The 21587-nt window shown below is 51.0% G+C and carries 30 protein-coding genes, 1 tRNA gene and 1 riboswitch; of the genes, 18 read left to right on the top strand and 13 right to left on the bottom strand.

Annotation, left to right across the window (positions count from 1 at the left end; all coding sequences use genetic code 11):
* Positions 1-6: 6 nt before the first annotated feature.
* The 4 genes from NGAR_RS16885 to crcB all read right to left on the bottom strand — a co-directional run bounded on the left by NGAR_RS16885 (position 7) and on the right by crcB (position 2488).
* Entirely contained in the window at positions 7-1230 is a 1224-nt protein-coding gene (locus NGAR_RS16885) for a threonine synthase (protein WP_015021040.1), read from the bottom strand.
* 166 nt (positions 1231-1396) lie between these two features.
* On the bottom strand, positions 1397-1726 hold the full coding sequence (gene hisI, locus NGAR_RS16880; protein WP_015021039.1) for a phosphoribosyl-AMP cyclohydrolase: 330 nt from the start codon (positions 1724-1726) through the stop codon (positions 1397-1399).
* A gap of 41 nt (positions 1727-1767) precedes the next feature.
* Positions 1768-2082 carry a DUF190 domain-containing protein gene (locus NGAR_RS16875; protein WP_015021038.1) on the bottom strand — a complete coding sequence of 105 codons (315 nt, stop codon included), beginning with the start codon at positions 2080-2082 and terminating at the stop codon, positions 1768-1770.
* 7 nt (positions 2083-2089) lie between these two features.
* Positions 2090-2488, bottom strand: coding sequence for a fluoride efflux transporter CrcB (crcB, locus tag NGAR_RS16870; RefSeq protein ID WP_228369226.1), 399 nt, complete (start codon positions 2486-2488; stop codon positions 2090-2092).
* An 18-nt stretch (positions 2489-2506) separates the two neighbouring features.
* Positions 2507-2587: riboswitch (Fluoride riboswitch) on the bottom strand.
* Positions 2588-2689: 102 nt separating this feature from the next.
* Here crcB and NGAR_RS16865 point away from each other — a divergent pair.
* Positions 2690-2796 (top strand) — tRNA-Met (locus NGAR_RS16865).
* Positions 2797-3051: 255 nt separating this feature from the next.
* Here the strand turns inward: NGAR_RS16865 and NGAR_RS16860 are convergent.
* On the bottom strand, positions 3052-4344 hold the full coding sequence (locus NGAR_RS16860; protein ID WP_148681673.1) for a TiaS agmantine-binding domain-containing protein: 1293 nt from the start codon (positions 4342-4344) through the stop codon (positions 3052-3054).
* 330 nt (positions 4345-4674) lie between these two features.
* Between NGAR_RS16860 and NGAR_RS16855 the strand changes: the two genes are divergently transcribed.
* The 6 genes from NGAR_RS16855 to NGAR_RS16830 all read left to right on the top strand — a co-directional run bounded on the left by NGAR_RS16855 (position 4675) and on the right by NGAR_RS16830 (position 7097).
* Positions 4675-4968 (top strand): NADH-quinone oxidoreductase subunit I, encoded by a 294-nt coding sequence (locus NGAR_RS16855; RefSeq protein WP_015021035.1) that lies wholly within the window; start codon positions 4675-4677, stop codon positions 4966-4968.
* A 91-nt stretch (positions 4969-5059) separates the two neighbouring features.
* Complete coding sequence (locus NGAR_RS16850; RefSeq protein ID WP_015021034.1) at positions 5060-5548, top strand: hypothetical protein; 489 nt, start codon at positions 5060-5062, stop codon at positions 5546-5548.
* 46 nt (positions 5549-5594) lie between these two features.
* The gene (locus NGAR_RS16845; protein WP_015021033.1) at positions 5595-5825 is read left to right on the top strand and encodes an Lrp/AsnC family transcriptional regulator; all 231 of its coding nucleotides are present in this window, start codon (positions 5595-5597) and stop codon (positions 5823-5825) included.
* A 31-nt stretch (positions 5826-5856) separates the two neighbouring features.
* Complete coding sequence (cbiE, locus tag NGAR_RS16840) at positions 5857-6576, top strand: precorrin-6y C5,15-methyltransferase (decarboxylating) subunit CbiE (protein ID WP_015021032.1); 720 nt, start codon at positions 5857-5859, stop codon at positions 6574-6576.
* 44 nt (positions 6577-6620) lie between these two features.
* Positions 6621-6743, top strand: a complete 123-nt coding sequence (locus tag NGAR_RS16835; RefSeq protein ID WP_187147596.1) for a zinc-ribbon domain-containing protein — start codon at positions 6621-6623, stop codon at positions 6741-6743.
* A 63-nt stretch (positions 6744-6806) separates the two neighbouring features.
* Positions 6807-7097, top strand: a complete 291-nt coding sequence (locus tag NGAR_RS16830; protein WP_015021031.1) for a hypothetical protein — start codon at positions 6807-6809, stop codon at positions 7095-7097.
* Positions 7098-7105: 8 nt separating this feature from the next.
* Here NGAR_RS16830 and NGAR_RS16825 read toward each other — a convergent pair whose 3' ends face one another.
* Positions 7106-7657 carry a stage II sporulation protein M gene (locus NGAR_RS16825; protein ID WP_187147595.1) on the bottom strand — a complete coding sequence of 184 codons (552 nt, stop codon included), beginning with the start codon at positions 7655-7657 and terminating at the stop codon, positions 7106-7108.
* A gap of 95 nt (positions 7658-7752) precedes the next feature.
* Here NGAR_RS16825 and NGAR_RS16820 point away from each other — a divergent pair, with 95 nt between their 5' ends.
* Positions 7753-9051 carry a cation:proton antiporter domain-containing protein gene (locus tag NGAR_RS16820; protein ID WP_228369225.1) on the top strand — a complete coding sequence of 433 codons (1299 nt, stop codon included), beginning with the start codon at positions 7753-7755 and terminating at the stop codon, positions 9049-9051.
* Here NGAR_RS16820 and NGAR_RS16815 read toward each other — a convergent pair.
* The 3 genes from NGAR_RS16815 to arsM are packed head-to-tail and all read right to left on the bottom strand — an operon-like array spanning position 9048 to position 10868.
* Positions 9048-9725: an MIP/aquaporin family protein gene (locus NGAR_RS16815; protein WP_015021028.1), complete on the bottom strand. Its 678-nt coding sequence runs from the start codon at positions 9723-9725 to the stop codon at positions 9048-9050. The genes NGAR_RS16820 and NGAR_RS16815 overlap by 4 nt on opposite strands.
* Positions 9706-10101, bottom strand: a complete 396-nt coding sequence (locus tag NGAR_RS16810; protein ID WP_015021027.1) for an arsenate reductase ArsC — start codon at positions 10099-10101, stop codon at positions 9706-9708. The genes NGAR_RS16815 and NGAR_RS16810 overlap by 20 nt, the downstream gene beginning before the upstream one ends.
* A 2-nt stretch (positions 10102-10103) precedes the next feature.
* Positions 10104-10868: an arsenite methyltransferase gene (arsM, locus tag NGAR_RS16805; RefSeq protein WP_015021026.1), complete on the bottom strand. Its 765-nt coding sequence runs from the start codon at positions 10866-10868 to the stop codon at positions 10104-10106.
* A gap of 64 nt (positions 10869-10932) precedes the next feature.
* On the opposite strand from arsM, the gene NGAR_RS16800 reads away from it, so the two are divergent.
* Entirely contained in the window at positions 10933-11295 is a 363-nt protein-coding gene (locus tag NGAR_RS16800; RefSeq protein ID WP_015021025.1) for a winged helix-turn-helix transcriptional regulator, read from the top strand.
* A 162-nt stretch (positions 11296-11457) separates the two neighbouring features.
* Positions 11458-11652 (top strand): hypothetical protein, encoded by a 195-nt coding sequence (locus NGAR_RS16795; RefSeq protein ID WP_015021024.1) that lies wholly within the window; start codon positions 11458-11460, stop codon positions 11650-11652.
* 66 nt (positions 11653-11718) lie between these two features.
* Here NGAR_RS16795 and NGAR_RS16790 read toward each other — a convergent pair whose 3' ends face one another.
* From NGAR_RS16790 to pstS, 3 genes are all read right to left on the bottom strand, one after another.
* On the bottom strand, positions 11719-12573 hold the full coding sequence (locus NGAR_RS16790) for a type 2 periplasmic-binding domain-containing protein (RefSeq protein WP_015021023.1): 855 nt from the start codon (positions 12571-12573) through the stop codon (positions 11719-11721).
* 9 nt (positions 12574-12582) lie between these two features.
* Positions 12583-12831: a substrate-binding domain-containing protein gene (locus NGAR_RS19150; RefSeq protein WP_015021022.1), complete on the bottom strand. Its 249-nt coding sequence runs from the start codon at positions 12829-12831 to the stop codon at positions 12583-12585.
* A 369-nt stretch (positions 12832-13200) separates the two neighbouring features.
* Positions 13201-14718, bottom strand: coding sequence for a phosphate ABC transporter substrate-binding protein PstS (gene pstS / locus NGAR_RS16780; protein WP_228369224.1), 1518 nt, complete (start codon positions 14716-14718; stop codon positions 13201-13203).
* Between the two features lie 511 nt (positions 14719-15229).
* Here pstS and NGAR_RS18130 point away from each other — a divergent pair.
* The 5 genes from NGAR_RS18130 (at position 15230) to NGAR_RS19035 (ending at position 18122) form a co-directional block, all read left to right on the top strand.
* On the top strand, positions 15230-15706 hold the full coding sequence (locus NGAR_RS18130; protein WP_187147593.1) for a PhoU domain-containing protein: 477 nt from the start codon (positions 15230-15232) through the stop codon (positions 15704-15706).
* Positions 15597-15857: a PhoU domain-containing protein gene (locus NGAR_RS19500; RefSeq protein WP_407637181.1), complete on the top strand. Its 261-nt coding sequence runs from the start codon at positions 15597-15599 to the stop codon at positions 15855-15857. Before NGAR_RS18130 ends, NGAR_RS19500 begins: the two co-directional genes overlap by 110 nt.
* A 119-nt stretch (positions 15858-15976) precedes the next feature.
* A complete protein-coding gene (locus NGAR_RS16765) occupies positions 15977-17053 on the top strand; it encodes a phosphate uptake regulator PhoU (RefSeq protein ID WP_015021018.1) in 1077 nt (358 codons plus the stop codon).
* Between the two features lie 32 nt (positions 17054-17085).
* Positions 17086-17904, top strand: a complete 819-nt coding sequence (locus NGAR_RS16760) for an undecaprenyl-diphosphate phosphatase (RefSeq protein ID WP_015021017.1) — start codon at positions 17086-17088, stop codon at positions 17902-17904.
* 83 nt (positions 17905-17987) lie between these two features.
* On the top strand, positions 17988-18122 hold the full coding sequence (locus NGAR_RS19035) for a hypothetical protein (protein WP_266190348.1): 135 nt from the start codon (positions 17988-17990) through the stop codon (positions 18120-18122).
* Here the strand turns inward: NGAR_RS19035 and NGAR_RS16755 are convergent, their stop codons facing one another.
* The gene (locus NGAR_RS16755) at positions 18123-19271 is read right to left on the bottom strand and encodes a DNA methyltransferase (protein ID WP_015021016.1); all 1149 of its coding nucleotides are present in this window, start codon (positions 19269-19271) and stop codon (positions 18123-18125) included.
* A 162-nt stretch (positions 19272-19433) separates the two neighbouring features.
* Here NGAR_RS16755 and NGAR_RS16750 point away from each other — a divergent pair, with 162 nt between their 5' ends.
* The 3 genes from NGAR_RS16750 (at position 19434) to NGAR_RS16745 (ending at position 21528) form a co-directional block, all read left to right on the top strand.
* Positions 19434-19703, top strand: a complete 270-nt coding sequence (locus NGAR_RS16750; protein WP_187147591.1) for an adenylyl-sulfate kinase — start codon at positions 19434-19436, stop codon at positions 19701-19703.
* Between the two features lie 119 nt (positions 19704-19822).
* Positions 19823-19963 carry a hypothetical protein gene (locus NGAR_RS18125; RefSeq protein WP_187147590.1) on the top strand — a complete coding sequence of 47 codons (141 nt, stop codon included), beginning with the start codon at positions 19823-19825 and terminating at the stop codon, positions 19961-19963.
* Positions 19964-20160: 197 nt separating this feature from the next.
* Entirely contained in the window at positions 20161-21528 is a 1368-nt protein-coding gene (locus NGAR_RS16745) for a hypothetical protein (RefSeq protein WP_015021014.1), read from the top strand.
* Positions 21529-21587: the final 59 nt, after the last annotated feature.

Below are 21587 nucleotides of genomic sequence, written 5' to 3'. Positions count from 1 at the left end.
TTTCTTTTATCCCCTTATCATTGCCGCGACTTCGGTCGCGTCTGGCTTGACAGCATTCAATTTCGGCAGCAGACCTATAATCGCTTCTGTGGCTTTCAGACCGTTGCCAGTGACATAGCAGACCGTGCGCTCGTCTTTCTGTATCTTGCCCTCTTCTACGAGCTTTCTCAGCACTGCGACTGATACGCCGCCCGCCGGCTCTGTGAATATGCCCTCGGTCTGGGCAAGCAGCATGATGCCGTCGGCGATTTCTTGGTCGTTTGCCTCCTCTGCAAACCCGTTGTACTGCTTCAGCCTTTTCAGAACGTAAATGCCGTCACCGGGGTCGCCAATGGCGAGGCTCTTTGCTATGGTCTCCGGCCGCTCCACTGGGATTACTTCGTCGCTGTTGCGCTTCCATGCGTCAACCACGGGTGCGCACCCATGTGGCTGCGCAGCGATCACCTTCATGCTCTTGGGACTGTCGATGACCCCGAGAGCGTGGAGCTCCTCAAAGCCCTTGCATATTGCGTTGAGCATTGCGCCGCTTCCAACTGGGATTATCAGGCTGTCTGGCACACGCCAGTCCAGCTGCTCGGCCACCTCGTAGGCGAGCGTCTTTGACCCTTCGACATAGTATGGCCTCATATTGATGTTGACCACGCCTATGCCCTTCTTGTCGCCAATGATAGATGCGATCCTGTTTGCGTCATCGTATGTGCCCTCCACCGCGACAAATTCTGCGCCGTACGACAGCGCCTGCGCTATCTTGACGTGCTCGATATCAGATGGGGCGAAAATGTAGCACGGCAGGCCAGCCTTGGCCGCATGAGCCGCTGTCGCAGCTGCCAAGTTGCCGGTGGACGCGCAGCCCACCGCCTTTAGCTTCGTTTCCTTGGCCCTTGACACGGCGACGCCGGCGGGCCTGTCCTTGAACGAAAAAGTGGGGTTGACCGAGTCATTCTTGATAAACAGGTTTTTCAGGCCGAGCTTTTCACCCAGCTTGTCCGCATTTTGCAGCGGGGTGAGCCCAGCGTTCAGGCTGACGATGTTGCTCTTGTCAGCAATTGGAAGTAGCTCAAAGTAGCGCCAGTAGGTCTTTTCCCTTGACTCAAAAGTGTGCCTGTTTATCGACAGCTCCTTGTTGTACGTGACGTCCAGAGGACCAAAACATTCTTCGCAAACGTAGCGGAACTGTGGCTCGTACTCTCTGCCGCATTCCCTGCACCTTAGCGATCTGATACTGCCCATGATTTTCTACTCTCCAGAAACAGGTATGTGATTAAAACTTCGCTAAGCACCATTTTAGTATTACTAAACTTTTTCATACATATATATTGTATAGCTTAACTATCCGTTTTCTGCAAAAATCGTACCAAGAGCGCGCTGTCATCCAATTTTATTGCATTTTTTGTAACTATTTTAGCACGTTATGGAAGCATGATCTGTTACCGGTGTGGCAGGCCGGCTTGTCCGAATCGACCATGTACAGTATGGCGTCAGAGTCGCAGTCGACCAGTATTTCATGCACTGGCTGGACGTTGCCAGACTCCTCGCCCTTCATCCAGAGCTTGTTGCGCGACGTGCTCCAGAACCAAGCGTTGCCAGTCTTGGCCGTGTTGGCTAGCGCTTCTTTGTTAGCATATGCCAGCATCAGAATGTCCTTGGTCTTTCTGTCCTGCACGATGACTGGCAAGAGCCCGTTGCGCTTTTCAAAGTCGATGTCCTTGAGCGACTTGGCGTTCATATGTGTGTGCGCCCCTAATAGGGGCAGGGACGGAAATAAATCTATAGCATGTTGACTTCATGAAGCGTAACTATGCCGTTGTCGCCAACCATTCTTCTGATCTGGGGAAGCAGCGGCTCAAGCTTTGACTGTTCATCCACCACTTCGATGATCAGCGGGTAGTTCATAGAAATCCCTTCAATTCGCAAAGTGGATCTCCCGCGCCTGCCAAAGCCGTCGACTGCGTTCACCACCGTGGCCCCGGAAATGCCAGCGCCCATCATGAAATCAAGCAGCGCCTTGTACAGCCGCTTGCCGTGCAGCTCGTCGTTCTTTTTTATCCTGATGGTCAGAGTCCACATCTTTTTGGCTACCATCCTACTACTACATGCCTCCTTTCATTAGGAGTACGCTTGCTATAGACCTGCCGCCTACAACGGCGCCTATCGACAGGCTGACGTTTGCCAGTATGTTGACAGCGGCGTTGCCAAATTGCCGATTATCTATCAAGCTGCTTGTTTCAAGGGCAAACGAGGACATTGTTGTAAGCGAACCGCAGAACCCGACAGCTGCCAGAAGTGAATACCTTGTGTCCAGATTCCATAGCACCGAGAGGATTGAGAACACACCCAGAATAAAGCTGCCTATCATATTGATGACAAGTATGTTGACCGGAAGGGTGCCCAAGATCAGTGGAGACTCGGCCAGCTTGTACCTTACAAACGCGCCAGCTATCGCCCCGACAGCAAGAAACGCAAACTCGACTCCTTTCATTTTGCCCATTGCCCACCATCCTTTCAATTGTTGGTAGGCATTATCAGCTCCTTTAGAAAAAGGGCGGTTCTGGCTCACGCCAAGGCTAATGCCATAGCCAGTCATTTTTTGGCAGCCGTTGGAAATAAAAAGCTAGCTCTGTTGCATTGAGGTTGTTGTCATTTGCGCAATGCAGACAGAGATATATTCCCCCTGTGTCAAGATGCTGACAGCGAGGTGGGGAAGCCAGGTTATCCCGGCGGGCTCATAACCCGCAGAGCGGTTTCCACTTTCTGCAAAATTGCAGGTGGCCGTAAGTTCAAATCAACCCCTCGCTATTATTTTATGCCACAAAAGCCTTTGCTTTTTTCGGATACCGAGCAAGGCATATCTTTTTGCGAGAATACTCTCTTTACCATTGCCCAAGGACGACTTGCAAAAGCTGTGGCAAATTTATTCTGCTGTAGCCGCAACTATACAGGTGGCCGGCGGCGCCGCTTTGTAGATTTTGCTGCCTGAAAAAGAACCTTCTATACGGGCGTTCACGCCCCGTTACAAATCTGTGCTTGCGTTCCTGAGGGATCAACCTAGAATTAACTCGATTTCTCGATGCCGTACCTCTGCAACGGCTTTGTCAAGTGCCGATGGGCCTTTGGCGTAGGGATGTACAATCCGGTCTTGATCTCGCGCTCCCGCGGCACAAAAATCTTCTTTGCATTTACGTCCCTGTGCTTGCACCTGTCGCACTGGTAACCCTTGTTCCTGCCCTCTGATTTCATGCGCTTGCCGCACATCTTGCAGACCGGGTTTAGCACATCAAAGGCTGGCGCAAGCTCTAGAACAGACAGGTACTCGACGTTCAGGATCTTGGGATGCTTGGTCGTCCCCTTCCTTACCCCGACACCGATCTCAATCAGGTCGCCGGCTTCAAGCTTTATTGCAACTTTTGCAAGCCCTGTCGGCTCGTACACTGCCGCTGGCATTTCAGCGCCATCGTCCTGCTCGACTGTGAAAATGACGTGCCCGCCTTCGATCGCGTAAGGCTTGCCGCTCACCCTGCACTTTACGTGGCCGGCTGTGTACGCCTTGGCCCCTGCAACCCTGATCTCGTTTTGAAGGTGCATGTTGGTCCCTTGATTTGACCGAAAGATAGTCCAGCCGTCCAGCTCCTCCTCCAGCGGCTGCAGTGCTGGCAATGCAGAGGCGACGACCTCCGGGCTCTCCCCTCTCACGCCAAAGAACACGGGGTCGGCGCCATGAGGTGTAATTAACACCCGTCCATGGTTTCTGTCATAGTTGTTAAACGTGTTTGGGTACGTGTCTGCGCTGAACTTTATCACGCGCTCTTTGTCCACAACACGCGGCAGGCCACAGTTCTCTGGCTTGCGGTAGGCAATCAGCTCGTACGTGTGATCTCCATCAAGCAGACAGCCCAGCGCGCCAAGCGAGCCCACAAGCCCCTGCCCGTTGCCAAAGGTGGAATACTGGACTCCTGCGGCCTTGGCCACCTTTTCAGCCATCTGCCTGCTGAGCACGTCGCACATTGCAAGGGCGCTGAACTTTTGCAGCTCGGCTGGCACACTATCACTTTGCAGGAACGCAACCCCTGGGTTGGCGCCGCTGCCGATGGCAGACCCTTCCTCCACTGCCTGCCTGATATGGTCGATGACTCTGCCTGCATCCTGCACTTGAAGCCGCAGGCAGACTGCGCCGTTGCCCCTAGTTTTCCACGGGATGTTGGGGTTGAGCCTGATCAAGAGTGGGTAGTCGACAAGCTTGGCGCCTTCCTCCTTTTTCAAGTGCTCCACCACCTTGAATGCAAGGTGCGTTGTGCACCGGCCGGTACGCGAGTCCGTGTCGTCGAACGCAACGTGGAGAGTCTGCACATGCAACAGTAAGCGCAGTAGCTATATAGCCGGTTCTTCTGGTTCCAACCATAAAACTACGCACAAAAGTTGAGAAGAATTAATATTGCGCAACTGTCGACTTTTTCTACAGTCTAATCTGCCCAGATAGACTGGCTGAAGAGAACAGGCGCTTTTTAGCGTTGTACAAAAAAGCCACGACCAATTGGTGGCGGTCCACCGCCGCTAGTATCCCTATGTACGGGCTAATCGCCCTGTTCTTCATCAGTCTTCTAATATTTTATATCGCTGTTATAAAATCGGCATAGGGTTTAAATAGTTTCAGCATGAATCGTTGGATAAGTGAATTAGATGCCAGTCGCAATACTTCCTGATATTAGCGAACAACACTGCATCGGCTGTGCGCTCTGTGTAGAGATTTGCACCGCTCTTGGTCCAGATGTGCTGAGAGTAAAGCCGGTGGAAGGATGGAAGAGGGGCAAGGCATTCGTCTTTTATCCAGAAAGATGCATCTCTGACGGAGCATGCATTGGCGTTTGCCCAACAAAGGCAATCTTTTGGATGAGGCCGATGGACTACACCCCAGGACAGCCAATCCCGCTGAAGAAGCACGGCCTGTTCGTGAAGGGCTGGGAAGAAGGTTAAGCAAGTCCCTTCAACACACACCTTTTTCTTTTTAATTTTTATCATTTTCTTCCAATAAATTATTAAAACTGTATTTGCTAGTTCATCCGCATTGGTTGACTGGGACGAGCAGATCAAGGCGCACCTCTTCTGGGTGTGGAATGAAGGAGAGAGCTTTTTCAAGCGCGGCAGAGAGGGCATGCTCGTCATAACAGACAAGCGACTTGCTTTTATCACCAAGACAGAGATGAGCTACAAGATGCACGAAACCCACTCGATCAGGCAGGCAAAGCGCTTTGAAGCAGGCGAAAACGTCTTTCGACCAGCCGAAGGCTACAAACTCGAGCATCTGGAGCGAGACCTTGACAAGAGCCCCGACAATTTAGAGATCCTGTTCAGCCAGATCATAGACATTACATCGGAGGAAAAGCGCTGGGGGACATTGCTCAAGGTGAAGGTGAACCTAGGCGACAGATCCAAAGTCTACAAGTTCTCAATAGCCAAAGGGTGGCTAAAATATCCTGCAAAGGACCCTATGGGGTTCCAAAAGATGGATTGGAGCCCGCTTATAAACCTCGTAAAGACATCGTCGTCGACGTAAATTAAATTTATATTGCAATTGCTAGGAGCAGAGCTAACCGATTTTTATGACAAAGGCATTCGTCCTGATAAATACGGATTCGGGACTTGAAAAGCTGGTGCACGAAGAGATCAAGTCGCTTAATGGGGTCAAGGCAGTCTATGACCTCTACGGCGAGTATGACCTGATGGTGGTCATCGAGCAGGACACCGACAAGGACGTGGCAGAGGTCGTCTCGTGGGAGCTGCGCAAGGTAAAGGGGATACGCAGCACCAACACGATGGTGGTTGCAAAGTAATATAATCAGGCAGCCTGCCAAGACACGCATATTGCCTAAAAAGCTGTTTGTCATTGGGGTTGGCCCCGGCTCGCCGGCGTACCTGACCGATGCCGCTAAGGAGGCGATCCGCAAGTCGAGCTATATCATTGGCTACAGGTACACGCTGTCGACCATCGAAGGCATAATCGACAGGGACAGGCAGCAGGTGTTTGAAGTCACGATGAAGACGCAGGAAAGCGTCTATCAGGATGTCTATAACAACAAGATGAAGGATGGCGAGTACTGCACTGTGCCCTTCACCGGCGACGTCAACTTTTCCGAATCAGAAGTGGTCGACAGGCTGCTTGAGATTTTTGGCGACGACAATGTCGAAGTGATCCCGGGCATCAGCTCCATCCAAGTGGCAGCGGCCAGAGCTCGCGTCCCTACGGACAAGGCCCTCATAGTCACGTTCCACGTGACAGGCGACATTGAGCAGAAAAAGAAGGACCTTCTGGATGCTGTCAGGCAGGGCAGGAGCGTGATACTGCTGCCAAGGCCGTGGCCGGCCGACCCATTAAAGCACTTCATGCAATCAGAAATCGCAAAATTCCTTCGCCAAAACGGCGTCAATACCACCAAGCTCAAGGCCTGGGTATTTGAGCGCCTGACCACCGAAAAGGAGACGACATTCAGAGGCACGGTGGCAGACCTCGAAGGGAAAGAGTTCTCCGACCTCTCTGCGATGGTCATAGACCAGACTAAAAGACAGACTTACCTCGAGTTCTAGCCAACGTATTTAAATATTAAATTGAGCCTGATCGTTTCATGCCAATGGAAGAAAAGTCTGTTGGCATGCAGGACGCCGGCAAGGGCCATGTCAGGTATTGCGTTGAATGTGGCGCAAAGATGCCCAAGTCGCAAAAGGTCTGCCCTGCATGTGGCGAGAGCCAGTAACACTCCTCTTTCCTTTTTGTTGTTGCAACCTTTAAAATCCAGCCTGAGAATCCCGTATCATATATGAGCGAAGAAAAGAAGTATCCTGTCTCCCAGACGTTCACGGTGCTCGACGGCTATGACATTTACCGGAGCAACAACATAATTGTGGCGCTTGTGGTGGTCCAGAGCCAGTTTGGCAAGGACCTCCGGCTTTACCGGTGGCTAAAGAAGAAGGACCAGTGGAAGGTCGACCTCTGCAGGATGGGGGTCGGCAGGTGGAAGTGGAACGAGATAGCAGCAAAGGCAAACGAATTCATCGAAAAATACGGCATAAAGGGGTCGCAGGTAGCGGCCGCCGAGCCAGAGGAATGATATGACCACTACACAGGCTCTATGATGACACTCGTGTCAAGGCCGCCCAGCTGCTCTATCATCTGCCATTCAATTACCGCGGCTGCAAACAGCACCACCACTACTATGCCCAGCTCGATAAACGTCGGGATGACGTATTCGCGCCAAGGCTTTTTCTTGACAAGCTGGTAGATCAGCATGCCGCTCCTTGACATCGCAAGGCCGTATGCAAACACCTCCATGATGCCAAAGGGCGTGATCAGGATGATGAGCGGCGGCACGTCGGCCAGCAGGGGCGTAGAGCTTGCAAGCGCGCTAAAGACTGCGCCGGTGGCAAACCCGGAGAACGCCCCAAAGCCCGCGCCAAGGGCAGGGATGAACATTGCCAACGCAATCCTGACGTTGTTGAAGAATATGCCGTTCTGGTCGATGCCCTCTATCTGCTCGGAGAATTGCCTCCTCACCTCCTCGGCTTCCTCCTCGCTCATGGGTATGGCTGCACCGACAGAATAGGCGATGAGAAAGGCAGCGATGCCAAGCACAAGGTACAGGATGCGGCGCCTGCTGATCTTAAAATGCAACAAGGATGTTTCTGTCTGATATCGTATAATTAGTTTTGTCATCTCACGCCTAACAGGCTTTGTCTTTTTATGCATGTTGTCCATAAATCTAGACGGTGAGCTATTCCGCAGCAGCAATAAAACAGGCAGGCGAGTCGCTGTTCCCGCAGTTCTTTACTGCAGCAGGAGGAGGCAGTGAACCGATAGATCTGGTGGTTCAGGACATTGCGGTGATCATGGTAGTTGCTGCAATAATGCTTGCCATCACATTCAAACTAAAGCAGCCAATGGTTATCGGCTACATTGCTGCCGGCATGATAATTGGGCCATATACGCCGCCCTTTAGCCTTGTGCGGAGCCCCGAAACGCTGAACCTTTTTGCGGAACTCGGCATAATCATGCTGCTCTTTGTCACCGGCACAGAGTTCCCCATTGCCAAACTGCGTTCGGTGGGCAGGATATCCATAGTCACCGCGCTTGCCGAGTCGATAGGCACGCTCTTGATAGTGTTCTTTATTGCCCAGAACCTTGGGTTCAGTTTTTACGATTCGGTATTTCTGGCTCTTGCGCTGTCGATCACCAGTACTGTTGTCACGATTAGGATACTGGAAGACGTCGGCCTGATACGCGACAAGTCGTCGACGCTCATACTGGGGATGCTTATAGTCGAAGACATTGTTGCGATCAGCGTGCTTGGCGTCATGCAGTCCTTTGTCACGGCAGGCGGCAACCTGTCAATTGCGAATATCGCGATCACCCTTGGCATAGTTGGCGGCTTTATAGGCGGCGTAACCATAATTGGAAGCAAGTTCGTCCCGCGGGTTATAGACAGGGCCGGCAGGACCAACGACTATGCCCTACTCCTGATAACGATCTTGGGGCTTGCATTTGGCCTGTCGTTTCTGGCAAACGGCCTTGGCATGTCGGTGGTGATCGGCGCGTTCTTGGCCGGCGTGCTCGTAGCCGAGAGCAAGAGCGCGGCTGTGGCAAGGATTATCACGATCCCACTGAGGGACATGTTTGCCGCGCTGTTCTTCATATCGATAGGCGCACTCATGGACGTATCGCTGATCCCGACATACATAGTGTCTGCTATAATCCTGATACTGACCTCGTTTGCCTCAAAGTTCCTGATAGTGACGGGCATCCTTGTCAGGGGAGGATACGACAATACCACTGCATTGAGGTCCGGGCTTGGAATAGCCGCGACAAAGGGTGAGCTCTCGCTGGTTATAGGAAAGGGAGGACAGGACGTGGGTGCCATTTCTTCGTCGGTTCTGCCCATGCTCGGTGTCGTCACAATAGTTACGTCGTTCATCGGCCCGTTCATCATAAGGGTAGGGAGCCGGTTCAAGCTGTCCGAGCCCACCGAAGAAGTGGATTCAAAGAAGGAGAAGGAAAAGGAAGAAAGCTAGCTCTGGAATTTCTTGCGGCATAGCAGCGCAACTATGGCAGAGCCGGCAAAGGTCGCGGACCAGTAAAGCCACAGGTCGGACACGGCTCCGGATAGGAGCGCAGGGGCAAGCGACCGGGCAGGGTTCATTGAAGCGCCTGAAATGAAGGAGAAGAAAAAGATGTCAAGGCCCACCATGCCGCCGATGGCGATGCCGCTCCACCCTCTCAGCCCCTTGGTGTAGACTGCCGCGAAAATGACTGCCATCAAAAAGCCGGTGACCAGAACCTCGACGCCGAAGATAACTGCAAGCGGGAACGAATAGTTGGGCGCATTCGCGCCAAGGTTCGCCTCGCTCCCGATAAAAGCAAGCACGGACAGGCTGGCCAACAGCGCGCCGATTATCTCCGCGCCAAGATACACCGACAGCTGCGTCTTTTTGATGTGGCCGCTGACGAAAAAGCCGATCGTGACTGCCGGGTTGAAATGAGCCATCGAAATTTTTCCAAAGGCATAGACCATCGCGGCCACGCCGGCAAATGGCGCAAACGCGACAAAAGGCAGCCCAAGCGCGCCGCCTACCTTTGCGTCTATCACCACCGAGCCGGTGGCAAGTAGCACGACCACGAACGTGCCGGCAAGCTCGACGAAAAATATTTTCTGGCTTGACGTCAGCCTACTTGAGGTTCTCTGCAAGCTCCTTTACTCTTCTCTCAATCTCGTCTCTGATCTCGCGCACCTTCTCTATGGGCTTGCCCTTTGGGTCCTCGATGTTCCAGTCAACGGGGTTGTTGAGGAACAAGAGCGGGCAGTCGGACCTGTCCATGCAGCCCATGTTGACCGCCCTGACAGAATCCCTGATCATGTCGTCCGTGATGATCTTTGACTTCTGACCGCTGATGTCGATGCCGACCTCTTTCATGGCCTGCACTGCAAGCGGGTTTATCTGCCCAGCCGGCTTGGTGCCGGCGCTGACCGCCCTGTAGCCAGGCGGCGCGTGCTTGTTGAAAAATCCCTCTGCCATCTGGCTCCTGCCGGCGTTCTCCACGCAAACAAAAAGGACGACCTTCATGGCTACTTTACGGCCCTGACAACAAGGCTGGTGATTTTCCTGCCGCCTATCAATTCTCCGCCCATGAACTCGCGCTCTTCCAAGATGCTTGCATCCTTGAACCCTGCCTTTTTGATGTTTGCAACGTAGTCGTCCTTTGCCATTGCGCCGTCGATGCAGCTGCTCCACCTTTCAAGGTTTATCGAGCCGGCCTTCCTGTCGGCGACCAGATCGGAAATCACCATCCTTCCCCCGTCTTTCAGGATTCTGTGGATCTCTTTGAACGTTCTTACTTTGTCAGTAGTGAGATTGATGACGCAGTTGCTTATGACGACATCTGCCGAGCCTCCGTCAACTGGGATCCTCTCCTCGATGTCCCCTTTCCTGAATTCCACGTTTGCATATCCATTTTCCTTGGCGTTCCTTCTGGCCCTCTCCAGCATCTCGTCTGTCATGTCTATGCCAATGACCCTGCCAGAGCCGCCGACCTTGTTTGCCGACAGAAATACGTCAATGCCCGCGCCCGATCCGAGATCGACCACCACTTTGCCTTTTTGCAAATTGGCAAACTTGACAGGCGCCCCGCAGCCAGCCCCAATGATCGACGCTTTTGGGACGGATTCCAGCTCGCCTGTGTCATAGCCTACGTCTGCTGCAGCTTTGGCCGGCGAAGGGCCAGAGCAGCAGCCGGGCGCGCAGCACGCGCCCTCGCCGCTCTGCTCCAGTGCTATCTTGCCGTAGTTCCTGCGTATTGTTTGCTTGATGTTCTGTTGACGCCTCTTTTCCATGCCAATGCTTTACTTAGGAAACTATTTAAGTTGTAAAGATGCAGCATGTACAGCTGGTGTAAAGATGGAAACCAAGATTCCGGTAATTCAGGACTGCAGTTTTGCTGGCTACGATCCTTCGTCGTTGATGTCTGAGACCGCCCGGCTCCGCAGGATAATAACGAAAAGGGGGACGCTTGAGATCCTGATACCGCTCTGCTGCAGCACCCAGCCGGTAAGGTACAAGCAGTTCCGCCAGGCGCTCAAGGGAATCAGCAGCAAGACGCTTGCAAGCCGCCTCAAAGAGCTGGAGAAGGGGGGCATCCTTGAAAGAAAGGCGTACAGCGAGATCCCGCCACGGGTAGAGTACCGGCTCACCGGCAAGGGGCAGGAGCTTGTCGAGTCCGTCATGTACCTACTGCAGTGGATGAAAAAGTGGTCAAAATAGAGAAGAGAGAGGCTGATGGTGTGGCCCCACAGCGTCACTTCCAAAAATCGGCTGGTGGGGTTTCCAGTCAACCTCAAGTGACTGCGCCTCTGATCCCGTGTCTTTGCAAGAAAAAGCTATCCAACATACATTACATAGAATTATAGTATCTACCGGCTAGATGTGGGCAACCAAGATAAGGCCGGCACAAAAAGTTTCGATGATGCAGATACTTTTTGCAGGGCGTGCGAGACGGAGCTGAAGGCAATGGCCGTATGCATAAAGTGCGGCAACGCAATGCTCTACGGCTGCCCGCGCTGCGCGCTGTTTTCAGAGACCAAGGTACACATCGATTGCCTGTACCAGCTGTGTTGGTAATACGCGAATGATCATTTTTTCATGTACCTGGCGAACTTTTGGTACAGCTGATTTCTGTTGACAACTTTATCCAGAAAATATTGAAACAGCTACAAGACCAAGAAGAAGCATCATGTAGCCGGCAGCGGATATTACTATGAAACGAAATATCCTATCGCCTGCCAGTGTGCCCCTGAGTAGAGGATATGAAATCTTGTCTCTGGTTTCTCTTCGCTCTCTAGGCTCAGTTGAAATTTCCTTAGGTGCTAGCGATCCTCTCCTTTTCCTCCAGATGTAAATTGCACTGCCAGCTGCAATTGCCAGTATAATGCTGGCCGCAATGATCGGCGAAAATAATCCTAGTGAATCAGTACTGGTTACTCTTTCCTCTGCCAGAACTGGCTGCCCATTATAGGTTATGGATTCGAGCGTTTCTTCATTGATCTGGACAGCCTCCTCTGGAAGAGGCACGTATGCCAGATCGTCTGCAAATTGCTGGCCGTCGGTTATAGCCCACTCTGCAAAATCCACCAAAGCTATGGCTTTGTCCATGCTATCTATTCTTGGATTTGTGCTTAGTTCCTTGTACAGAAGGAGGTAGGAAAAGCTAGAGATAGGATATGAGTCCTCGCCCGGCGCATCGGTTGTCGACACATGCTCCCAAGACTTCTCACCATTTGGCAGAGACCCTGCTGAAGCAGCTATGGCTGTACGCACTGAATCAATTGACAGTTCGATAAAGTTGCCTTCTTGATTTTGCAGGTATGCATAGGGCATTCCAGTTGTGAGCGCATAATGGAACTCGATATAGCCAATTGCATATGGCGTGCTCTTGATGGAGCTCGATACGCCTTCATTGCCGGGCGCACTAATTCCTGTCGGCCGCTGGACCGACTTGCCCTTGCCAACTTGATCTGCCCACTCAGGACTTACTTTTGACAAGTAATCCGTCTACACAAACGTGGTGCCAGATCCGTCTGACCTATGTGCAACTATAATGCTTTGAGACGGCAGGGAAATGGTAGGATTCAGTTCTTGTATTTTTGGATCGTTCCATTCCGTGATCTTGCTAAGGAAAATATCTGCAAGAATCGGGCCTGTAAGTTTGAGACCCTTTTCCGGAAACTCTGACAGGTTGTACGATACGACTATTGATCCTATTGTTTCTGGAATGTGAACCGCGCCCGGAACCTTTTCCATCTCTGAAGGGTTAGCGGCGCATCAGATGCCCCAAAATCCAGTCTTTCTTTTCAGTAAATTGGTTTACCCCACCACCGCTGTCAATGGACTGATAGTTGATGCTTACGTCCGGCCTAACCTTCTGATATTCAACGCGCCATGTATCGATCAGCGGAAAGGGAAATGTTGCCCCTACGTCATTAAGTTCAATCTGTCGCTGGGCGAAGGATCCGTTAGGCGAAAGAAAAATTATGCCAGTGAAAAGCAAGAGCGTCAAACCCAAAGCAATGGAGTGTAGCGATCTAGGCCTTGTAGGCATGAGATACATGATCTCTCAATAAAGGTTGGCTATTATAGGTACTCCACATGATCTCTGTAGAGAAGAAAAAATCAGGGGCTGGCACCAAACGCTGCCAGTTCGTTGTTGCTTCTGCTTTGTCCTGGCATGACTACTCTTGCTATGACAATTGCTGCCACTATAGATGCTGCAAGGATCAAAAGCGCAATGACTTCAAATTCCGGCACAACCATGGCAGCCTGTATGTCTACCGAGTCTGTTCCTTCCGGCACAGTGAACCTGATTGTAGTCTCTGACGACGAAGAGCTGACCTGTTGATACGGAATCTCTTGATCTCCCGCTCTTATCGTGCTGATACCGTCAACCATGCTCTTTGGCAGAGTCAGCTCTATTTCGCCTTGGCCTTGAAGTTGGACTTCAATTGACTGCTCTGGGTTGATCCTAAATGACGTTGCTTTTGCTTCTTCTGACACTCCGGTTATTGTGTAGGTGTTGCCGCCAAGCGTGTACGATATGGTAAATGGCTCCGTGGCGGGGGCCTGCTGTCCCGGTGCTTCGAATACCGGCTCGCCGTTGTACGTCAGCATTTGTAGCGTCTCCAAGTTATGGTTCACCACCTCGTCTGGCAGCGGCACATATTCCAGCGGCGGCGCGAATTCTTGGCCGTCTGTAATCGCCCAATGGATAAAGTCAACCAGCGCTTTCGCTCTTGCCATGCTGTTAATTGAAGGGAACGTGCTTAGTTCTTTGTAGACCAGCAGGTAGGAAAAGCTAGCTATTGGATAGGAATCTGCGCCTCTAGCGTTGGTCATGGTAACAGTATGCCAAGGTGCGTCTCCCGCCGGCAAGCTTATTGATTCGGCCGCGACTGCATTTCTGACAGTTTCAAGAGAGGCATGGATAAAATTGCCCTCTCTGTTCTGGACTTGGGCGTGCGACATCCCTGTAGTTATTGCATACGCGAGTTCGTTGTATCCTATTGCATTAGTGGTCTGCCTGACAAGGTTGGCAACACCCTCATTGCCGGGGCCGCCTAGTCCTACAGGCCATGGCACAGAAGTGCCCTTGCCAATCTGCGCTTCCCATTCGGGGCTCGCCTTTGAGAGGTAGTCTGTCCAGACATATGTTGTACCAGATCCGTCGGACCTGTGGACAACTATGATGTCCTCGCTTGGAAGTGCCAAATCTTGATTCAGGTTTTTGATTGCTGGATCATCCCATTTTGTGATCTTGCCAAGGAAAATATCTGCAAGCACGGTGCCAGTGAGCTTTAGTTCCCCATTACCAATTCCAGGTATGTTGTATGTTGGCACTACCGACCCGATTGTTTCCGGAATGTGAATTGCTCCTGGGGCTGCATCAAACTGAGCTTGCGTAAGCGGTGCGTCGGTTGCTCCAAAGTCTACTGTTTTTTCTGTAAACTGCTTGATGCCTCCACCGCTGCCAATTGACTGGTAATTCAGCTGGACATTTGGATTGAGCTTGTTGTATTCAACGCGCCATGTATCGATCAGCGGAAAGGGAAATGTTGCCCCTGCTCCGTTGAGCGTTATGGCGCTCTGTGCATGAGCCTTCGCCGGCATTGCTATTGGTACAACAAAAGACGCCAAAAGCATGCCCGCGACAAGCCATGCAAACAACAACTTGCATCGATCTACTACTGTATGCATGGTTTGAGAACAAGAATGTGTGGATTTAGCGTTAACCGCTATAATTCACGTACATGGCAATAGCTCTATGATGATCGCTTGTTCTCTATAGCAGGCCGGATTTTAATTCTGGTGGTAAAAATATTTTCATAGTAAAAATCAAGTCGAGGTTGGTGGTTGGAACCCCTAAGCGCTGACGGAGTATGGGAGCAAATGATCAGCTGGCGTGGTTTTTCCAGCCAACCTCAACATTGGCTTGCCATTGTTATGCGAGATTGCAAGAAAAAGGTACCCAACATGTTTCATGTAGGAGCACAGCATCTATGGTTTGACGTTTGGCAACGAATATCAATTTAATGCGCCAAGTCATAGCAGAAATGTGCGTCGCAAACCCCGTCATGGAAAATTTGCTTCCAAACTTTGGCTAAGAAAAAACAACAAGAGGCAGGCGTTTGGCAATCTGACTCGTTTGGTGTACCTTGGAATAGATCACGTTCGAAATATCATAATAGACATTGCCAGATTATCCGAGCATTCGGTGGTCACTGCCATTGATTCATACGCAAAAGGTATCAGCTCCAAGAAAACTATTTTTGAATGGTCAGAACAGCTCAGGGTGTTGCAGGACGAGGTAGGCGACCTTGCAATTGAGCTTATCGCCTGTTACCAGCCTGTAGCGACTGATCTTCGGTTCATTAGATCGTGCATGGAGATTGCATATGGATTTTCAAGATTTGGCCGATATGCCTACGATATTGTGGACGTGCTTGAAACAATGGGCTCAATCTCTGAATGCGACAAGAGTGCTGTTTTGGAGATGGCCAAGACAGCAAGGGGAGATGATACACATGAGCGTGGAGACACTTCAATCCAAGGACAAAAATGCTGCCGAAAAGCTGTACCAGATGGACAACACTGTGGATGCGCTTTACAAAAAGTATTTGCGTGAAGCCATTATGCCACATGAAAAGACTGACAAAAGGTTTACAGATCCTCGCTGCTATATTTCCGCCCTGCTGATACTGCGGTACCTTGAGCGCATATCGACCATGCCTGCTACATCGGCGACTCGGTGCATTATATTGTCACAGGCGAGTTAAGCCCTAGGCGCTAGGAGCTAGGTGTACTATTATATGTGTATATAGAACACATGCAAGTATATAGTGGCATATAGTCTATTCTCGTAAACCGTTTATTCATAGCTTTATTTTACAAATACATGAGAACGGGGTCGGACTATAAGGAGGTCCGCAAGGTGCAGTTCACCGGCAGGTCCACGTATGTTCTGTCGCTGCCAAAAAAGTGGATCGAAGAAATGCACCTTCACGCAGGAGATCAGGTGACCATTGCCCGCGAGCTGGACAATTCGCTGTCGGTGGTCCCGGTCGCTCTGGGGTCGTCAGACTCGCTCAGCGAAGCCACCGCAATAATACTGCCAAGTGAGGGCAGCAGCACGCTTAAGCGCAAGGTCGTTTCCATGTATCTGGCCGGCTACAACATTATCCACCTGAAACTAAAGATGGGCAGGATAAACCCGGCGCTCCGCGACGCTGTCAGGGAGGTAGTAAGGCGCAACCTTGTCGGGACAGAGATGATAGCCGACGCATCCGACAACATCACCCTGCAGGTGCTGCTGTCGCTCCCAGAGCTGTCGGTCAACACCGCGATCCGGAGGATGTATCTCATAGCCTCCTCGATGCACAAGGATGCCATGTCCGCCCTTTCAGAGCTCAACTATGAGCTGGCAAAAGAGGTGATAAAGTCTGACGATGAAGTTGACAGGTTCAGCCTCTATGTCCTACGAAACTTGGTGATGGCCACGCAGAATGGCCGGGTGCTCCGCGAAGTGGGGTTAAAGAATCCGTCTGACTGCCTGAGCTACCGCGTAGCAGTCAAGAGCATCGAGCGGGTGGCCGACCACGCATGCGGGATAGCCGACAAGGCAGCCAGGCTGAAGGACAGGATTCCAAGGGACTCGCTGCAAAAGATAGAGAGGATGAGCCACCTTGCCCTGATGGTGCTGGGCGACTCGGTCGAGGCGCTGCTGCGGCGCGACTACCATCTGGCGGACAAGACAGTTGACAACGCGGAGAACATCCACAAGCTTGAAGACTACACCATAGCGGCAGTGGAAAAGGACAGGGTGCGCGACTTGGCAAGCATCAAGCTGGCGCTTGAAGACATCAGAAGGACGGCCGAGTACGCAAGCGACATTGCAGAGGCGGCCATGAACGAGACGATTGATGAAGTGATAGAGAAGCACAACAGCAGCCCCAGCAGTCGCGGCAAACAATAATACACGATATCATGGTTAGTCCCTGCTAGAGTTTGGCAGCTGTTGACATACTGCAGGCGATAATCCTAGGCGCAATTCAGGGGCTGACAGAGTGGCTTCCTATCTCTAGCTCGGGCCACCTAGCCCTCGTCCAGCTTGCCATGGGCCTCAAGGTTCCAGTTTTTTATGACGCCGTCCTCCACTTGGGGACACTGACGGGCGTTTTTGCAATATACCGGAAGGACATCGCCAACGTTGTAAAATCGATCTTTGGCCAGAACAGAGCAGAAGCAAAAGAAGGTGCGCACCGCCCTCAGGGGGGAAGGATGCTGTGGTTTATCGTGCTTGGCACGATACCAACGGCGACGATAGGTCTGGCCTTCAGCTCTTTCTTCGAGTATTCCTTTTACGATCCACTCTCAATTGGCGTCGGCTTTATCGTAACAGGCGTCTTTGTGCTGATCACGCTATTCCTAAAGGCTGGCAGCAAAAAGCTAGATGCAGCCGACGCGGTGCTGATCGGAGTCGGGCAGGGGCTTTCAATATTCTCAAGCATTTCAAGGAGCGGCGCGACCGTTGCTGCTGGGATGTTCAGAGGTGTAGAAAGAGAACAGCTTGTGCGGTACTCGTTTTTGCTATCTGTCCCCGCAATTCTGGGCGCGGCGGCAGTCGACATGATTTCGGCAGACGAGCAAGAGCGAGCTGAATTGTACTCGATAGGCATCGAATCGTACATCGTAGGGGCGGCAATTTCTGCGGCAGTAGGCTACGCGTCCATCCGCGTCCTTATCAGGCTAGTGATCAGGGGCAAGTTCTACCTCTTTGCGTTCTACTGCTTTGCAATAGGAATCGCGACTTTCCTTCTACTCTGAGAGATTCATCTTTCAAAAGAGAAAGCCTTCATTTTTGAAGTGCTGATTGAAAGCGTTATCTGCCATGCGGCGCAAATTTGCACATGACGACAGCCGAAGTCATGACGTGCGTGTGCACTAACTGCTCGCACGAGCTGCGGGCCGACTGCATCAACATGCAGTGCACATGCTGCATGCAGCAGGACGCGGAGGACATGCTGACGCACGCCCAAGATTAACTAACGGCGAGGATACTGCGTCCAGCTGATCTTTCTTTTTAGAGCCTGCTCGCCGGCAGCAGGCTTTCTCATTATAAAGAGGTATTTGAAGCCGCGGAGGTAAAAGTTGAAGCGGAGCGCGCGGCTGTGCCACAATCCAGTGTTGGACGTTTGGCTTCTCCTTGCCACGCACACAATATCGACTGTATCAAAATATTTGCTCAGACCTTCGTATACGTTAAAGCCCACTGGCGTGAACTTTTTCTTGACCCACTGGTCGCCTATCAGCCAGCCGAGCACCTTGCCCGGCTTTAACACGCGGTGGCATTCGGCCATGACCATGTCAAGCGCTTTGTAAAACTCGTCAGTCTCAGCAGAGAGCTTGCCTATGTTACCCGGCTTGTCATTGTAGTCGATGTTGTCGCCATACGGCGAGTCAATAAATATCATGTCGACGCTTTCGTCGGCAAGCGGGATCTTGCGGGCATCGTTCTGCTTGATATCCGGCCTTGTAGGCGAAATGTCGTACGCTATGCACCTGCGGCCCTCCTCCTTACACACGTCTATGGTGGTGCCGCTTCCGGCCATCGGGTCGAGCACGAGGTCGCCCGGTTCTGTGTAGCGCTTGACCATGTTGTAGATCACGAACGCCGGCGTCACTCCAGCGTACTTATTGTTCCCCTTTTGCGTCTTGCCGTAGCTCTGTCGGGGATAGTCCCACAGCGTGGTTGATTCGAGCCGGGGCTTGTCCTCGATAACATCCTTTTTTGCTATCTTGATTATTGCCTTGCCATCCGGGTTCTCGATGTATTGGGAGAGAAATCGAGCCTGCTCGCCGTCAAGCGTGTCCCGCCAGCTTAAACCCATGCCTGATAGGACTTTTTTCGCACCCGCAAGCGAATGAACAGCACCGTTGCGCGATACCTGCACTTGGTAAGGGTACTTCCCATTCCACGCTTCGGGCACCAGATCCTTGGCACCGGCAGATTTTGCCCTGAATGTTCCATAGAGCGTATCGGTATCCAGATTTAGCAAGAACAGCAGGTCGCCTTTTTTTATTTTCAACACGCTTTCGCCGTAGACTCGGCTTGTCGCAAAGAGCATGCGGTCAAAGCATTCCCGCTCGCTCTTGCTGGTGCACGCGAAAATGTGCCCGCAGGTCGCCTTCATCTGAAAATTGCACATTTGCTGCGCCTAAAAAGCATTTGGAGATCTAGATAACCGATATGGAGGCTCGGGCAAGATGATGATATCAGAGGATATGTCAGAGAAAGGGTTTGTGCTATGGTTTACCGGCCTACCATCGTCTGGCAAGACCACTCTGGTCGAAGTGTGGCTGATAAATTAAGGGAGCTTGAGGTCAAAGTGGAACTGCTCAATGGCGACGAAGTGAGAAAATCATTATCTCCCGATCTTGGCTTTTCCAAGAAAGACAGGGAAGCCCACGCCCAACGCACGGCGTACCTATACAAGCTGCTCTCCAGGAACGGCATAGCATCGATAGTATCATCGCTCATTTCGCCGTATAGGGCGTCGCGCCAGCAGGCCAGAGAACAGGTCGTTAGACGAATGCGCTGCAAAAATATTGCATTATCTGGCTGAGCGCAACTACCTAAAAAGATACTACTACAGCAGCCGGTTTGACAAAACCTTTTACGGCGGCATGTGCATTACTATGGTATATGACCCTATGTTACATTTGCAACATAAGGACGGCTACGATGTCATGTCCCGAATGCAAAAAGCCTGTGTGCAAAAAATGCACAAAGGATTTCCCGTTCTCTAAAAGCGCGTGCTTGGAATGCGCGGCCACAATCAAGACGGGGCTTGGCGGCATAAGGAAGGACGAAGAGATATTCTGAACACAACCTGCAACTTTATCTATCTTCCAAGTATGAACATGCTGTTTTTAACCAGCAAAGCATTTCAGCACACCAATCGATTGACAGAGTAGGATCTGGATGGCTTTTCTTATGCTAACGAGTATATTCATAATTCAGTACTTTTCCAGTACCGATTTAACCACAGAGAATAAAAGAATCCAAAGATCCAGAGTGTCATGGCTCATACCACTCCAGAATATGAGCGTAGAACCACGTTACTTCCAACAATCATGATGATTATCATTACTGCCGTGCTGGTAGTAGATATCTCGCTCTCGTTTGTTCCTGATCTTCAATCGATACCCGGTAGCTGGACCAATGCGACTTTTGTGGTTCTTGTTTCCATATTTGCGATCGGTCAATTCATAGTCATACGCTATATCGAACAACTGATCAATAAAGGCGCCGTGCGGGCGAGAGGGATCAAAATCTTTCATAAGGTCACCAAGATTGTCCAATATGTATTGGCAGCAGTTCTGGTCTTTACTGCTCTGCAGCTCTTGTTAACGTCAGAATATAGTACTGTCATTCTCCAAATGGGATCCAGCATTGCATACGGCTTGTCTGTAGCAGTAATGGCCTTTCTCTCTTTCTTGTTCTTGTCATGGTATAGGTCAAACAAGAATCTCGTAGTGTTTTCCTATGGTGTGTCAAGCGCAATTGTTTGCATAAGCTTATCCTTGCTAATCGCCCAGAATTACGCACTTTTATCTGGCTTGCCAGCTGAAAGAGATGCACAGTCCGAGCCAAATCTCCCTTTCCCTAATGATATCATGTATCTGACTGCTCTTTCTAGTGCGGTGAGCTTTTTCTTGCTATGGTTCAGTACAGCCCTCCTTTTGCATCACTATTCATCTAGAATTGGACGTGCCAAGTTTTGGCTGATTATGGGCGCTCCAATATTCTCTTTTGTTATCCAGTTTTCAGTATTACCTCAAATCACGGCAGCCTATGCGAACCCATATACAGATATGCTCTACTTGGTGCTTCTTGGCAACGTATTGCCTGCAGTAACAACTGGCATTCTCTTTGGCGTGCCATTTTGGATAATCTCACGGACTATCAGGAATGAAGTCCTAAGAAGATGCATGAGCATAGCCGCGTGGGGGTCGGCCTTATTGCAGCTCTCCTCTCTAGCGGGCATCTATCTGGCGCTCTATCCTCCCTTTGGGCTTTATGGTTCATTATCTACCGGCCTTGCATGCTACCTGATTCTAGTTGGCATATATTCCTCGGCACTGATGGCATCAATCGACAGAAAACTGCGCCTGTTCATAAAGAAGAACACTATTGAAAGGACAATGAAGCTCATCAATGTCATCGGTGAAGCCGAAATGAAAAAGGAAATAGAGGGACAAGTCTTGCAAATCTCGCAAAAATACGCAGATAAAATGACCGACGAAACAGGGATGCCTTCTTCAATTACTCAGCAAGAAATCGAAAAGTATGTTGAAACTGCAATAGAGGAAGTGAGGAATAGCAAGTCTCTTGCATTAAAAAATGATGCAAGAAGAAATTCAAAGGCTGATAGCTTGGCAGAATAAAGATCTAAAATGACATACATCCAATAAATGAATCAATATCGATGGAAACAAGATGGCAA

It is taken from the genome of Candidatus Nitrososphaera gargensis Ga9.2 (assembly GCF_000303155.1).
Classification (GTDB): Archaea; Thermoproteota; Nitrososphaeria; order Nitrososphaerales; family Nitrososphaeraceae; genus Nitrososphaera; species Nitrososphaera gargensis.
The sequence above is the reverse complement of the archived record's forward strand: the minus strand, read 5'-3'. Positions and strand labels throughout refer to the sequence as shown.

Coding starts and splice junctions, on each gene's coding strand:
- hisI (WP_015021039.1), bottom strand. CDS start 1,726: ATGAACGCCAAGTCGCTCAAGGACATCGACTTTGAAAAGCGCAACGGG.
- NGAR_RS16765 (WP_015021018.1), top strand. CDS start 15,977: ATGAGAACGGGGTCGGACTATAAGGAGGTCCGCAAGGTGCAGTTCACC.
- NGAR_RS16755 (WP_015021016.1), bottom strand. CDS start 19,271: ATGAAGGCGACCTGCGGGCACATTTTCGCGTGCACCAGCAAGAGCGAG.
- arsM (WP_015021026.1), bottom strand. CDS start 10,868: ATGGAAAAGAGGCGTCAACAGAACATCAAGCAAACAATACGCAGGAAC.
- NGAR_RS16800 (WP_015021025.1), top strand. CDS start 10,933: ATGGAAACCAAGATTCCGGTAATTCAGGACTGCAGTTTTGCTGGCTAC.
- NGAR_RS16845 (WP_015021033.1), top strand. CDS start 5,595: ATGACAAAGGCATTCGTCCTGATAAATACGGATTCGGGACTTGAAAAG.
- NGAR_RS19500 (WP_407637181.1), top strand. CDS start 15,597: ATGATACACATGAGCGTGGAGACACTTCAATCCAAGGACAAAAATGCT.
- NGAR_RS16830 (WP_015021031.1), top strand. CDS start 6,807: ATGAGCGAAGAAAAGAAGTATCCTGTCTCCCAGACGTTCACGGTGCTC.
- NGAR_RS16810 (WP_015021027.1), bottom strand. CDS start 10,101: ATGAAGGTCGTCCTTTTTGTTTGCGTGGAGAACGCCGGCAGGAGCCAG.
- NGAR_RS19150 (WP_015021022.1), bottom strand. CDS start 12,831: ATGGAAAAGGTTCCGGGCGCGGTTCACATTCCAGAAACAATAGGATCA.
- NGAR_RS16885 (WP_015021040.1), bottom strand. CDS start 1,230: ATGGGCAGTATCAGATCGCTAAGGTGCAGGGAATGCGGCAGAGAGTAC.
- NGAR_RS16875 (WP_015021038.1), bottom strand. CDS start 2,082: ATGGTAGCCAAAAAGATGTGGACTCTGACCATCAGGATAAAAAAGAAC.
- crcB (WP_228369226.1), bottom strand. CDS start 2,488: ATGGGCAAAATGAAAGGAGTCGAGTTTGCGTTTCTTGCTGTCGGGGCG.
- NGAR_RS19035 (WP_266190348.1), top strand. CDS start 17,988: ATGACGACAGCCGAAGTCATGACGTGCGTGTGCACTAACTGCTCGCAC.
- NGAR_RS18125 (WP_187147590.1), top strand. CDS start 19,823: ATGTCATGTCCCGAATGCAAAAAGCCTGTGTGCAAAAAATGCACAAAG.
- NGAR_RS16835 (WP_187147596.1), top strand. CDS start 6,621: ATGGAAGAAAAGTCTGTTGGCATGCAGGACGCCGGCAAGGGCCATGTC.
- NGAR_RS16745 (WP_015021014.1), top strand. CDS start 20,161: ATGGCTCATACCACTCCAGAATATGAGCGTAGAACCACGTTACTTCCA.
- NGAR_RS16855 (WP_015021035.1), top strand. CDS start 4,675: ATGCCAGTCGCAATACTTCCTGATATTAGCGAACAACACTGCATCGGC.